We start from the raw sequence: 12993 nt of genomic DNA, 5'->3' as shown, positions 1-12993 counted from the left end.
GATGGCGCAGATTTTTTTACTGACTTGGTGAAAATCTTTGATTTTCAAACTTCTGTGTACTTCTTTGCCCCAAAGTATTTAAACTTAAAAATCACTAAACAGTCAAACTACCTTTTGTTCCTTTTGACTTCGTTGAATCTTCAATTTGTGATTTAGAGAAATTATTGCTAATTATGCGGATAAAATGATTCATTTATCCTTGTGGTAAACAATAAAACCGTGAACGCAGATACTTTACTTCAGTTTTCTGCCATTCATCAGGAAAATTATTTATATTTAAGTAGCCATAAAAATTCAGATGAAAAAATTCATGCTCATTACAGGGATCATTATACTGCTGGTTTTTATTTTCCTTTATAATTTTTGGGGGTTGGATCTGTATCTGATGAATAAAATGAACCGATCTCAATTACCTGATGAATATAAGAATTATCAGAATATTGATACGAAAAAGCCTATTGTTTTCGGGCAACATGAAATGAAACTCATGTGGAATGACAGTTTTGAGCCGATCCAACATTTTATAAGCTCAAAAGGGGATATGATCATTATGACAAGTGAGATCCCTAAGAACAGAGATCAGGAAGAGGTAGAAGAAGAAGCCAGAGGAGGCGGGGTTCGTTTCCATCAGGATTTTCATTTTTATAAGCTTGATAAAGAGGGAAAAATCAAGGATCATTACGTCTATAAGCGGACTAATAAGAACAGGGGAGAAGAGCTGTTTGGAGACTTTATTGTCAATAAGTATAAAAAATATTACCGAACCTGGGTTACAGACGGAGATACACTGGCTAAACCGATTATCATCCAGAATGAAGATCTGAAATGGGATAAGGAGCAGCAGATTAGCCTGTATCATAAGATCTTTGAGGAAACAGACTATTTTGATAATGTCAGTAAAAGTTATCCTGAGCAGGAAACGACCTATTATATGGATGGAAAATGGTATCAGATGCGAACCAATACCAAGCTTACCGAAAGAATCTATAACCACAGAAGACCTAATGGATGGAGCAATCTTTTTAGGCATTATTCTTCTAAAGATATGGCTATGGTACCCAACAGCTTTCCTGAAATATCACCGGTTTATTTTCAGAGAACAGAAGTGGTGGAACTTACCCATAGTGTAGGAGGCGGTTCTGCATCATCTACCGCAAAGAACTGGAAAGGAGAGCTGTACTGCCAGCTACCGGTTGATAAGGATACTTTAAAATTTAAAATATCGATGTATTTTGAAGAAGGCTTTACCACACAGAAATTCTATGAAAGTCCGGGAGAAAAAATAAGAAAATATAAAGCTGAACTGGAAAAACAATATTCACCTTATTTCTATTTTGCAGATAAGAATTTTAATTTTCAGCTGTTTACAACAAGTGACCGGAAACTCTACATCATAAAACCCGTCAAATAAAATCAATTCATTCATAAAAGAGAATTTTAGAAACCCTTGAAAAAACTAATTAGCCATTTTAAATTCAGATTCAATCAGAGTTTTAGATTATTGAATCTGAATCCCAGAGCCAGCCTTCCGGCTTTACTTATTTTCGGCCTTTTGATTGTCGTAAAGCTTCCTGAAAATTATTATTATCCTGTTCTGTTTTTTTTCCTCCTGCTGTTGTTTCATTTGGAAAGAAAAGATATTCCGTTCCTGAAGAAAGTCTTTGTGAAAAGCTGGCCGTGGGTGATCTCCTTAGAATCAGCATGTATCTACAGTGTTTTGTTATTGGGAAACATCCATTATAAAATTGAGAAAACAGCTTTAGCAGGCTATATCCTGATTTTTTTACTGACCGTGATCCCTCAGAAAACGAAACCCTGGCTGTCCCCGAAATGGAATTTTATTCCCAATGATTTATTTGAATGGAGGAGTTTTCTCCGAAAGAATACCTGGATGTTTTTGATAGGATATATTGCTGTTGTATTTTCATCCTATCAACCCATATTGCTTATCTTAGCAGGAACATTTGTATTGGATTTCATTTCCCATATTTATGAACCGCATGAAAGTAAGGAAATGCTCGGAATGTACTTTAAAAAGTATAGCTTGAGGCAAAAACTCAGAAGGAATTCTCTGTTTTTTAACCTTTTGCTTCTGCCCGTTTATTGTTCATATCTCATCTTACATCCGGCTGAAAGCGTATACCTTATTTATTATTTTGCTTTTATGAACCTGTATTTCCTGCTGATTATCACAAGAAAGTACAGACAGTATACCCATAAAGAAAAAAGCAGTTATTATAATATGGCCGTTTTTATTGAATACTCAATCTGCAGTATGACTGTAATCCCGGCTTTGTTTATCCTGAATACTCATTTAAAAGTTGCCACTCAAAATATCAGAACTTATGTTGGAGATTAAAAATGTAAATGTTGAATTTAAAAGCCAGAAGGTATTAAGTAATCTGAATTTATTGATAGAAGAAGGTTGTATACTGGGACTTCTTGGGAAAAATGGAGCAGGAAAGACCACATTGTTTGAATCCCTGTATCAAAGTGTAAAATTCTCAGGAAATATCAATTGGAAAAATAAACGTCTGAAGCGCGAAGTGATCTCTTACCTGGAAACGGAAAATTATTTTTATCCCTATATGACAGGGGAAGAATATCTTGCTTATTTTATTTCAGAAAAAGAAGTTAATGTTGCGGAAATCACTGAAAAATTCAATCTTCCTCTTAAAAAATATGTACAGTATTATTCCAGCGGTATGAAAAAAAAGCTGGCCCTGATTGGAATACTGATGCTGGATAAACCGATTAATATTCTGGATGAGCCTTTCAACGGGGTTGATTTTGAAGGGGTACATATTTTATATGATGTGATCAGGCAGCTGAAATCAGAAAATAAAATAGTGATTATAAGTTCCCATATCATTGAAACCCTTTTCCATACCTGTGATAAAATAGCGGTTCTGGAGAATGGAAGCATCCATAAGATCTATGAAAAGAAAGATTTCAGTGAGTTGAGTACATTGAAGTTTTAAAACTATCCGAAAATGAAAAATTCAGACGATCAGCTATATGTAATTACCGGGGGACCTGGTGTAGGGAAAACTACACTGCTTGAAGCACTGAATAAGCAGGGTTTTACAACAGTTAAGGAAGAAGCGAGAAGGATCATTAAAGAGCAGATAGATTCAGGAGGAGATGCATTGCCCTGGGAAAATAAGATAAAATATGCTGAATTAATGCTGAATGCTTCCGCAGAAACCTATCGGGAAATTAAAAATACACATCCGGAGAATCCCGTTTTCTTCGACCGTGGTATTCTTGATACGGTCTGTTATATGGAAATGGAGAAAATCTCATTATCGGACAAAATCCATACAATAATTCGTGAAACAGTATATAACAATACCGTTTTTATTCTTCCGCCCTGGAAAGAAATCTATGAAAATGATTCAGAAAGAAAGCAGACATGGGAAGAAGCTTTATCAACCTTCGAAAGCATGAAAGCAACTTATGTAAAATATGGTTATCACGTTGTTGAAGTTCCAAAAGATACGGTGAAAAACAGGGTCATGTTTATTTTGAAAAAATGGATGGCTTGAAAAATTAATAAAGCAAATTGGCCGCTTCACTTTCGTCTTCAGACCTCTCCAGTTAAATCTTTTGAAGGGGGTTGTGTTTTCCATTGTGATATAATATTCAGTCCATAAAATAGAGAATGCTTATAATTTCCGAAAAATTCACCATTCATAAGTCGTTCATTTGATGCATATTTGTATAAAAACAAACAATGATCTTAAAAATTATCAATGGGATACTAATTCTGGCCGCTGTTTTTATGGGAATAAAGCAAGGAACGGCGATGGTTATGGGGAAACCTGAAATGACGGCAATGTTCGGAAAATGGGGGTTTGATAAAACCGGGCTGATGATTAACGGAGCAGTTACGATTCTTGCCGCTGTATTGATCTTATTCCCTAAAACTTTTATCTGGGGAAATTTTTTGATGGCAGCCGGAATCCTGCTGATTATCTGCTTCCATCTGGCAGACAAAGATTTTAAAGGAGTATTGATTGAGATTCCGTTTCTCCTGCTCAACCTGCTGATCATTTATCTGCAGCATCCTCTTAAAAATTAATGGAGTAACCTTAGTTTGGGATTATAAAGGTTTGAAGCCGGGAGCTGGAAGAGGGAAGTTATGAAGGTCATTAATAATAAGTTTTGATCTGTTTTTAGGATAATTTGATTCTACCATGGTTTTCAATACCTATAACTAGAAGTAACTTCCAGCCTCTTTCTTCCATCTTCCAGCCTTTAATACAAACTCTCAAGATAGCCTATGAAAAAGTATATCATGTTCACTATTTCCGTGATCTGCGGAATATGTACAGCGTGTGGACAGAAATCACCCGAACGTCAGGAACGGAATCCTGCAATATCAACGATAAAAAAACAACAAAGTATGGATCTTTCAAAAATTACAGACACAGATGTAAAATTGGCTGTGGAAGCGTTACAGTCAGGAGATAAAAGCTGGTACAGCTTTTTCACGGAAAACCCGGTTATGACCGATGACGGAAATACCGTTAACTTCAAATCATTCTTCTCCAATGCTCTTGGAAAGGAAAAATTCCTCACCATAGATAAAGTAGAGAACGATGGGAAGGACATTTACGGAAATTTCCAGGCAGGGCAGTGGGGTACATTTCCCGTATTCTTCAAATTTCATAAAAATGCGGAGGGAAAGTTTGACAGACTGGATATAGGGCAGAGCAAGTAGAATACAGCTTTCTTGCTTCTTGTTTTTTTAGAAGTGGCCGGCAAAATTCTTACAGACCTTGTTTACATTTGAACAAGGTCTTATATTTTAACTCAGTTTGCGATAAGAATTTTTGATTTATAGAGCTTGGAAGATGGAAGAAGGAGGTTCTGAAGGTCACCAACAATAGAATGCCCTTTTTTTAGCTAATTTGATTTTACAGAGGTTTTCAGTATCTATAAATAAAAGTGATTTCCAGCCTACTTCTTCCATTTTCCAACCTTTTATATTTAAACTCCTTAACCCGGCTTCAGGTTATTTTAATTATTTTTTGGAAGATTATATTTTTCGTTTTTCAAGATGGAGGTAATGGCATCTGAAATTTCAAATAGTTTTCCATTGCTGTTATTTCCTAATAAAATAATGGTCAACTTTTCATTCAGGTCAGAAACTAAAAGTGCTTCATAATTTCCGGATTTTCCATCGTGTAGATGCTCAATTAATTTTCCGTTTTTAAATTTTGCTAGTCCTAATGATGATTGAGTTTCCGGAAGATCAAAATGCCGGCCTAATTCAAACAATGAATTTGTACTAATTATTTTATGGGAGTGAAGACACTCTGCCCACTTCAGTAAATCATTAGTGGTGAGGTAGGTTCCGCCTGTTATAGGTAAATCTGGTTTGTCTGCCACTAAATTATTGTTAAATGCCTGAGCTATTCTTTCTTCATTTTCGAAAAGAGTCATTACAGACGAGCTCATCTTACAAGGTTTGAAAATGAATGTTTCAACATATGTTTTAAAGGACATTTTGGTCAGCCGTTCAACAATAAACTGGCGTAGAAATAGATTATTGTTGTTGTAATCGTAATGGGTGCCAGGTTTGAAATCAAGCGTATCAATGCTTTTTAAACCATCGAAAAGGTCTTTATCATTTTTAATTTTTTTCCAGTTTACATTAGGAATTCCGCTTGTATATTGCAGTAAATCTTTTATTTTAACTTCATCTGCCCATTTTGGCAGCTCCGGAATGTATTGGGAAACCACATCCGTTAGTTTCAGTTTGCCTTGTTCTTGTAATTGCAGCAAAGCAACTGCACTAAATTCTTTGGTGATTGAACCAATATTAAACCTGTAATCAGTCGTTAGTTTTTCTGTTTTTGAAGCATTTGTAAAACCAAAAGCCGCATTATAGATTATTTTATTATTTTTTGAAACTAATACATTCCCGTTAAAAACTCCAATTTGACTGGACCATTTCATCAGAGACTCAATCTGATTGATCTTTTTCGTCTGAGCGACAGCATGATGAGTGAAAATGAAGAGAATAGTAAAAATAGAGAATAATTTTTTATAATAGGACATGTTTAATTTCTTGTTTTTTTATTGGTTTTTAGTAATTGTCAATCTGAGTTAACTGATATAGATTGATATTGAACTTCCAGGCCTCTTCAATTTTATTATGGTCTGCTTTTTTTAATATGGTTGATGTGTTCAGCAAAGTCTTTGTAATCGGAATGCCCAATATAACAGGCAAAATAAGGTTTAGAACTATAGATCTTTTTGAGATTTGCTTCATTGTTTTTCCAATCCATTAAATTTTTTAATTCAATAATTTCATCATTTTGAAGGATTAATTTTGAATTGAATATTTCCACAATGTCTTCCGGTTTTTGTTCCGGCGGCATTTCATAAAACAGTCCTTCACCTCTTCGGAAATTCTCATAGCTTCCATCTTTAAATTTTGCAAGAAAGAAATGGGTGGGGGTATTGCTCATGCTTTGAAGAATCCTTTCAGGCATTGCGTATTTACATTTTTCAATTTTGATTATATCAGAGTCAAACTTTACCATATTTTCAGAGGTAAGGGTATACTCAATGATTCCTTTTTGGATAAATTCGGTATCATAAGGCCTTTTATCTATAATACCATACCGTTTTTCATGTAATCTGTTATAGATGATCTCAACTGCTTTTCCTTTATGTCTGAATACGACACAAGGGAAAAATGTTCCGTCATTTAACAGAACAGAAGCAGAATATTCATCGCCGTAAGGTACACTGGAAATAGGTTCAACATATTTGTTCAGAAGGTAAATGAGATCATACTCATCTATTGTTGACCCATAACGCTTAAAATTTTTTTCGTCTCTTTCAATGATAATCATGGCTTTAGATTAGCTTATATATATGACATGCCTGCATAGATGTGTTGTACAGGGTATCATAAATTTTTACAATACTACAAAAAAATAGCTACAGTATAATATTTATCTACTTTTAATATCTCTGATCATTGTAAAGAATTGGAATTCAATTATGTAATGAGCCATTCTATTCTATATTACGTTTGTTGTAAATTGAACACTGTGCCGGCAGGATCCGTAATCCAGTGCATGTTTTCAGGAAGTTCCTCAATTTCGTCACAGGTTTCCACACCGTTTGACTGCAGATATTGGGTCGCTTCTTCTACATTGGGAACGGTAAGCTGTAACCAGGTTTCAGAATGGGTGTAATTGTCTACACAATCCAGCCATACTATATTGCTGCCGAACTTCACCTGATGGGTTCTGGAAACAGTGGGATTATTAATCGGTTTTTCTTCCACATCCAGCTTCAGAATATTCTTGTAAAAAGCAATTGTTTTTTCATATTTATTTTTTGGAATTTTTATAGCGATATTAATTCCGGCTTCAAATTTTGGGTGCATATTATCTGTTTTTTGTGAGTTTTACAAAGTAATTATTGAGGTGAATTAGAAACCTTTGATTAAAATTATCAATTTACTGTGAAAATGAGCTTGCCACAGGACAAGATTTTATCCGGATGAAATCCATTCTTCGTGAATTCTGTTTAAATAAAGGTTTTTCGGTATTTTTTAATTCATATCATATTGTGTTTTATTTTGCGGATTTCAGGGAGAATAAATTCATTTATGGTCAATATTTTTTAAATAATTTACTTTGATTAGAAAAAAATGATTAATTTCGAATGCAAACCAAACCTATTATTATGAAAAATTTAAAAAAAATCCAGAGACAGGAAATGAAAGTAATTAAAGGCGGGATTAATTGCCCGGGCGGACAAATATGCTTAATCGGTGGAAAATGGCAATGCATGCCTTATGATGGATGTGGCGGCGGAAACCAGCCTTAAAATATACGTTTAACCCAATAATTACTTTATTATGAAAAATTATAAGAAAATTTCAAGAGATCAATTAAAAAGTATCAATGGTGGAGCAGCTGGATGCTCTGAAGCATGTTGTCCGCCGCCGGGAATAAAAAAATGTCCCTGGGTGCTTTGTTATGCACCATGTGATATATTAATGTGATAAACAGTATTAATGTAGATAACTAAAAAGCCTTAGATTCAAAGATTCTAGGGCTTTTTTTAATGGGTATACCCGTACTTGGTTAAAATCTATTTAAAAACATCAAATTACCACTTTTGTGGTATTTAAATTTAATCCTAAAATATTGTAATTAGCAATTACAAATTATTGATGCTGAATGAGCATATCAAAACAGAACCCTCATTCCTGTGGTGCGTTTACCTATTTGAAGGCACAATGTTATTCCGGCACGAGACAATGGCAGAATGCCGCGTTATGTTATCAAAAATATTTGCCTATCCATGATTCTTTGTACACGGATGACATACAAAAAAGTATGGATGAAGCGGAAGCGAAATTTCAGAACAAAGAAAAGCAGCTGCAGATAAAATCCCAAGCAAAAAGATCTGAGTTTTGCACTGTAATAACTATCTGACTAAAATGATTATCAAAACTTCTGTGCTATTATAATGCGGAATCTCATAAAGGTTTGATTGAGGGATAAAGGAAAAATATTTGAAAGGAAGAATAAATCTAAAAAATAGCTTATTCTTATACCTTTAAAATATATAATAGTAACTATTGTAGAGCTTTACTATTAAGTCTTGTATCGGCAACTTTAGTTAAGAGAGCATCACACTTTTTTTCTTCCCCAAGGGTAGCTAGGAAATTCTTAAGACAGAAATTTTCTTTCAAGACCTTCGCATACGCAGCCAGTGTTCCATATGTGGCGATTTCATAATGTTCCACTTTTTGGGCTGCTGCAATAATACCCGCATCTCGGACAGATCCTGCTAGTGTTTCTTCCATAATACTTTTGCCTTCATCCAGTAGTCCCTGCATAGCATCACATTTCTTTGCCTGAGGTCTTTTCTTTAGTGATTTAAAGCATTCTTCCAGTCTCTTAACATGAATTTGTGTTTCCAGTAAATGAGCCTCTATTGCTTCCTTAAGCTTCTTATCCGTAGCATTTTTGTGCATTTTAGGTAAAGCTTTTACTAAAGCCTTTTCAGCCCAGTAAATATCTTTCAGTGAATTTTCAAATAAGTCTTTAAGCTCCTTGGCTGCTCCTTTTTTAGCAGGAGTTTTAATTGTTTTTTTTGTAGTGGATTTTGCCATAATATTAGATTTAGTGGTGAGAATTAATAACAGCAATTTTAAGACCATACATTTTAAGCAAATAACTACGAGTATTTCATCTTATGATCTGGCTCATAAAAAAAAAACAGGGTTCTGCATATATTAGAGAAAATATTACCAGACAGCATTGCATTTCTTTTACCGTTTCAGTTTTGAAATATTGTTTTGTATAAATCCCCTCTTAATTATGAAAAAGAACCTTTTTGACCGATTTTCCGACTGGGCTGTATGTTTTACAGGAAGTGCGGGCGCATTTATCGGCGCAAGTCTGATGGTGGTTGCATGGGCAGCTACTGGCCCGATGTTTAAATTTTCAGAGGTTTGGCAGATGGTAATCAATACCGGAACAACTATTATTACCTTTCTTATGGTATTTCTGATTCAGAAAGCACAGAATAAAGACTCTAAGGCTATTCAGATTAAACTCAATGAACTTATTGCAAGTTATGAGAACGCAAGTAACCGGCTTGTGGATATAGAAGATCTGAGCGAAGATGAACTTGATCAACTCCATAAATTTTACGAAAAATTAGGCAAATCTCCCGGAAATAAAAAAGGACCATCTGGCAAAAGGGATGATAAGTATAAACAAGGTCGTTACAAATAATGATTTATTGAAATGAATTGTTTTATAAAATAACATAATATGGAATGTGATACATGAAAATTATTCAAATCACTCAAAATGAACCTTTGATTTCTACCACAACAAAAAATTATTCATATGAAAAAAAGTAAAGAAAATAAGAACGAAAAGTTAAATCAGCTTGAATCGTTAAGTACATCCAATGATATTGAGATGCTAACAACCAATCAGGGTCTGAAAATTAATAATAATCAGGATTCCTTAAAGTCAGAAGAAAGAGGTCCCACATTATTGGAGGACTTTATTCTTAGAGAGAAGATCACTCATTTTGATCATGAAAGAATTCCTGAGAGAATTGTCCATGCGAGAGGATCGGGAGCTCATGGTGTTTTCAAGCTTCATAAAAACATGGAGAAATATACAAAAGCAGGATTTTTAAATCAGGTCGGAAAAGAAACTCCTGTATTTGTAAGATTTTCTACTGTAGCAGGAAGTAAGGGAAGTACTGATCTGGCAAGAGATGTCAGAGGATTCGCAGTTAAATTCTATACGGAGGAAGGGAATTATGATCTGGTAGGAAATAATATTCCTGTATTCTTTATTCAGGATGCCATGAAGTTTCCTGATCTGATTCATGCCGTAAAACCCGAGCCTGATAACGAAATTCCCCAGGCCGCTTCTGCTCATGATACGTTCTGGGATTTTATATCATTAATGCCTGAAAGTATGCACATGATTATGTGGGCAATGAGTGATCGTGCTATTCCCCGTAGTCTTAGAATGATGGAAGGTTTTGGGGTTCATACATTTAAGTTCATTAATAATGAAGGTACAGTACATTTTGTGAAATTTCATTTTAAACCTAAGCTTGGTGTTCATTCCGTAGCATGGGATGAGGCTCAGAAAATATCAGGTATTGATCCTGATTTTCATAAAAGAGATCTTTGGGAAGCCATTGAAAACGGGAACTTTCCGGAATGGGATTTCGGAGTACAGATTATTCCTGAAGAGGATGAAAATGATTTTGATTTTGATCTGTTGGATCCTACCAAACTAATTCCTGAAGAGTTGATTCCTGTACAAATTATAGGAACATTGACACTGAATAAAAACCCCGAGAATTTTTTTGCAGAAACCGAGCAGGTGGCTTTTCATCCTGGACATCTTATTCCGGGGATTGATTTCAGTAATGACCCTTTACTTCAAGGCAGACTGTTTTCCTACACAGATACACAGTTATCTAGGTTAGGATCTCCTAATTTTCATGAGATTCCTATTAACCGCTCTGTTAACGGTGTTCATAATAATCAGCGTGATGGCCATATGAGACAGCAGATCGTAAAGGGAAAAGTAAGTTATGAACCTAATACGATTGGGGGCGGGTGTCCTTTTCAGGCAATGATGAAAGAAGGGGGTTTTACTTCGCATCAGGAAAGAGTTTCAGGAAATAAAATACGGGCACGAAGTAAAAGTTTTGTGGACCATTATTCGCAGGCCAAATTATTTTATAACAGCCAGTCAGATCATGAGAGAAAACATATTCAGAAAGCTTTGATTTTTGAATTGTCTAAAGTCAATATTCCCGACATTAGAGAAAGGGTAGTAGGACAGCTAGGATATATCGATAGGGACCTAGCTGCTAAAGTTGGTGAAAAATTGGGGATAAAAGTAAAAAAACTGGATCAGCCTAATCAAAGTATTCCAGCTGACCAAAACCCAGATACTTTACAAAGTGAATCTCTGGAGCCTAAGCCAGATAAATCAGAAGCACTCAGCATGCATAATACGATTAAAGATACAATTAAAAGCAGGGTGATTGGATTTATTGTAGCTAATGGGTTTAATGAGGATAAGGTGAACATATTGAAGAATAAATTGGAGTCTCTTCATGCAAGGGTAGATTTTATTGCGCCAAGTATGGCACCTGTGAAGTCTGAAAAAGGAACATTAATTAACCCTAAACATACATTGACAAATACAGCAAGTGTATGTTTTGATGCATTGTATATATGTTCAGGGAAAAATGCAGTGCAGGAACTTTTAAATAGTGAGAATAAAAATGGAGTGTTGAATTTTGTAAATGAGGCCTACAGGCATTGTAAAGCAATTTACTTTGGAGATGAAACCGAAGAAATTTATATTTTTAGCAATATTTCCGATAAAAAGCATGACGATCCTGCAGTTATTACATCAGAGCATCAGAACGGGATTGAAAAATTTGTAAAAGCAGTGGCAGGACATAGAGTTTGGGAGCTTGAAACGGAGCGGAACAGTTAAAAATTTTGTAAAATAATTTACAAAATCCAAAAAATGTATGATGGGTGTAAAGATAGTGTGAATATGTGCAGTATATTATATTTAAGATTACGCATGTTTGTAAACTGTTATCCAGTTTTACTTTTTTGTTACCACTTTTTGCAAGATGTTCAATCGTTAGACTGCCTATTGGCCGGTTTTTTTAAGAGATTTTATTGACCTATTTTTATATTTTCGAATAGGTCATTAAATAGGTCACTTTTAATATGCCCTTTTTTGATACTAGCGCTAAAACAAAAACGCTGTAAACATCAATGTTTACAGCGTTTTTGCTTATTTTGGTTTCTAGCCTGGCGGAGAGTGAGGGATTCGAACCCCCGGACCTGTTACAGTCAACAGTTTTCAAGACTGCCGCAATCGACCACTCTGCCAACTCTCCCTGAACTTCGGCTGTACCGTCGTTTTCAGTGGTGCAAATATAGAAAAATTTATATTAATTCCACAAATAAAAACAGTTCAGAATCTATATATCTTGTTACTTACTGTATTGAAATTAAAAGTTTCCATGTTGTACAAAATTGATAAATGTACTGGTTACCGGACCGTTATCCGTAGGATTATTGGTGGATTAAATGCCCTCTAAGTTTTTTCATTTTATAGTAAAAAATTTAGAGGCAAAATTATATGCAAAGCTTACACCTTTGATTTCCAAAATTATTCAGAAACTTCATTAATTTATAACATTACGATATTATTTTAAAAAAGATGAAGAAGGCTGGAAAATGGGAATGATGATGTTAAAAAGCCAGGGCAGTTAAGTGATCTCAGTAGGAGATTATAGTTTTTGGGCTACTTCCGGATTAAACCCGGATTCCAATGCTTTCAATGGAGGAAGTTTAGGCAATATAGCTGGTGTTATGGAACTCAATGGCAACAAAAGATATAAATGGTGAAGTTATTGAGGGAATAGGAA

General features: G+C 34.8%; 15 protein-coding genes and 1 tRNA gene. 11 read left to right on the top strand and 5 right to left on the bottom strand.

Annotated features, from left to right (window positions below):
* Positions 1 to 298 precede the first annotated feature (298 nt).
* From J2Y40_RS22425 to J2Y40_RS22400, 6 genes are all read left to right on the top strand, one after another.
* A complete protein-coding gene (locus J2Y40_RS22425) occupies positions 299 to 1411 on the top strand; it encodes a hypothetical protein (RefSeq protein ID WP_310001506.1) in 1113 nt (370 codons plus the stop codon).
* A 36-nt stretch (positions 1412 to 1447) separates the two neighbouring features.
* Positions 1448 to 2359 carry a hypothetical protein gene (locus J2Y40_RS22420; protein ID WP_153391614.1) on the top strand — a complete coding sequence of 304 codons (912 nt, stop codon included), beginning with the start codon at positions 1448 to 1450 and terminating at the stop codon, positions 2357 to 2359.
* Positions 2346 to 2981, top strand: coding sequence for an ATP-binding cassette domain-containing protein (locus tag J2Y40_RS22415; protein ID WP_310001504.1), 636 nt, complete (start codon positions 2346 to 2348; stop codon positions 2979 to 2981). Before J2Y40_RS22420 ends, J2Y40_RS22415 begins: the two co-directional genes overlap by 14 nt.
* 12 nt (positions 2982 to 2993) lie before the next feature.
* Complete coding sequence (locus J2Y40_RS22410) at positions 2994 to 3548, top strand: AAA family ATPase (RefSeq protein WP_310001502.1); 555 nt, start codon at positions 2994 to 2996, stop codon at positions 3546 to 3548.
* A gap of 188 nt (positions 3549 to 3736) precedes the next feature.
* Positions 3737 to 4084, top strand: a complete 348-nt coding sequence (locus J2Y40_RS22405) for a DoxX family protein (RefSeq protein ID WP_153391620.1) — start codon at positions 3737 to 3739, stop codon at positions 4082 to 4084.
* A 201-nt stretch (positions 4085 to 4285) separates the two neighbouring features.
* Complete coding sequence (locus J2Y40_RS22400) at positions 4286 to 4726, top strand: hypothetical protein (RefSeq protein ID WP_153391622.1); 441 nt, start codon at positions 4286 to 4288, stop codon at positions 4724 to 4726.
* A gap of 299 nt (positions 4727 to 5025) precedes the next feature.
* On the opposite strand, the gene J2Y40_RS22395 is transcribed toward J2Y40_RS22400, so the two are convergent.
* From J2Y40_RS22395 to J2Y40_RS22385, 3 genes are all read right to left on the bottom strand, one after another.
* Positions 5026 to 6069 (bottom strand): serine hydrolase, encoded by a 1044-nt coding sequence (locus J2Y40_RS22395; protein WP_153391624.1) that lies wholly within the window; start codon positions 6067 to 6069, stop codon positions 5026 to 5028.
* 95 nt (positions 6070 to 6164) lie between these two features.
* The gene (locus J2Y40_RS22390; RefSeq protein ID WP_153391625.1) at positions 6165 to 6872 is read right to left on the bottom strand and encodes a hypothetical protein; all 708 of its coding nucleotides are present in this window, start codon (positions 6870 to 6872) and stop codon (positions 6165 to 6167) included.
* A gap of 176 nt (positions 6873 to 7048) precedes the next feature.
* The gene (locus J2Y40_RS22385; RefSeq protein WP_153391627.1) at positions 7049 to 7414 is read right to left on the bottom strand and encodes a VOC family protein; all 366 of its coding nucleotides are present in this window, start codon (positions 7412 to 7414) and stop codon (positions 7049 to 7051) included.
* Between the two features lie 302 nt (positions 7415 to 7716).
* On the opposite strand from J2Y40_RS22385, the gene J2Y40_RS22380 reads away from it, so the two are divergent.
* Both J2Y40_RS22380 and J2Y40_RS24035 read left to right on the top strand, forming a co-directional pair.
* Entirely contained in the window at positions 7717 to 7860 is a 144-nt protein-coding gene (locus tag J2Y40_RS22380) for a bacteriocin-like protein (RefSeq protein WP_153391629.1), read from the top strand.
* A 31-nt stretch (positions 7861 to 7891) separates the two neighbouring features.
* Complete coding sequence (locus tag J2Y40_RS24035; RefSeq protein WP_409017735.1) at positions 7892 to 8038, top strand: bacteriocin-like protein; 147 nt, start codon at positions 7892 to 7894, stop codon at positions 8036 to 8038.
* A 579-nt stretch (positions 8039 to 8617) separates the two neighbouring features.
* Here J2Y40_RS24035 and J2Y40_RS22375 read toward each other — a convergent pair.
* A complete protein-coding gene (locus J2Y40_RS22375; RefSeq protein ID WP_310001498.1) occupies positions 8618 to 9157 on the bottom strand; it encodes a ferritin-like domain-containing protein in 540 nt (179 codons plus the stop codon).
* A 208-nt stretch (positions 9158 to 9365) separates the two neighbouring features.
* Here J2Y40_RS22375 and J2Y40_RS22370 point away from each other — a divergent pair, with 208 nt between their 5' ends.
* A complete protein-coding gene (locus J2Y40_RS22370; RefSeq protein ID WP_310001496.1) occupies positions 9366 to 9785 on the top strand; it encodes a low affinity iron permease family protein in 420 nt (139 codons plus the stop codon).
* A 117-nt stretch (positions 9786 to 9902) separates the two neighbouring features.
* A complete protein-coding gene (locus tag J2Y40_RS22365) occupies positions 9903 to 12041 on the top strand; it encodes a catalase (protein ID WP_310001494.1) in 2139 nt (712 codons plus the stop codon).
* Between the two features lie 330 nt (positions 12042 to 12371).
* Here the strand turns inward: J2Y40_RS22365 and J2Y40_RS22360 are convergent.
* Positions 12372 to 12459 (bottom strand) — tRNA-Ser (locus tag J2Y40_RS22360).
* Between the two features lie 379 nt (positions 12460 to 12838).
* On the opposite strand from J2Y40_RS22360, the gene J2Y40_RS22355 reads away from it, so the two are divergent.
* Positions 12839 to 12973: a hypothetical protein gene (locus tag J2Y40_RS22355; RefSeq protein ID WP_262885767.1), complete on the top strand. Its 135-nt coding sequence runs from the start codon at positions 12839 to 12841 to the stop codon at positions 12971 to 12973.
* Positions 12974 to 12993: the final 20 nt, after the last annotated feature.

Origin of the sequence: Chryseobacterium sp. 2987, assembly GCF_031456375.1 — a bacterium.
GTDB classification, from domain to species: Bacteria; Bacteroidota; Bacteroidia; order Flavobacteriales; family Weeksellaceae; genus Chryseobacterium; species Chryseobacterium vaccae.
The sequence above is the reverse complement of the archived record's forward strand: the minus strand, read 5'-3'. Positions and strand labels throughout refer to the sequence as shown.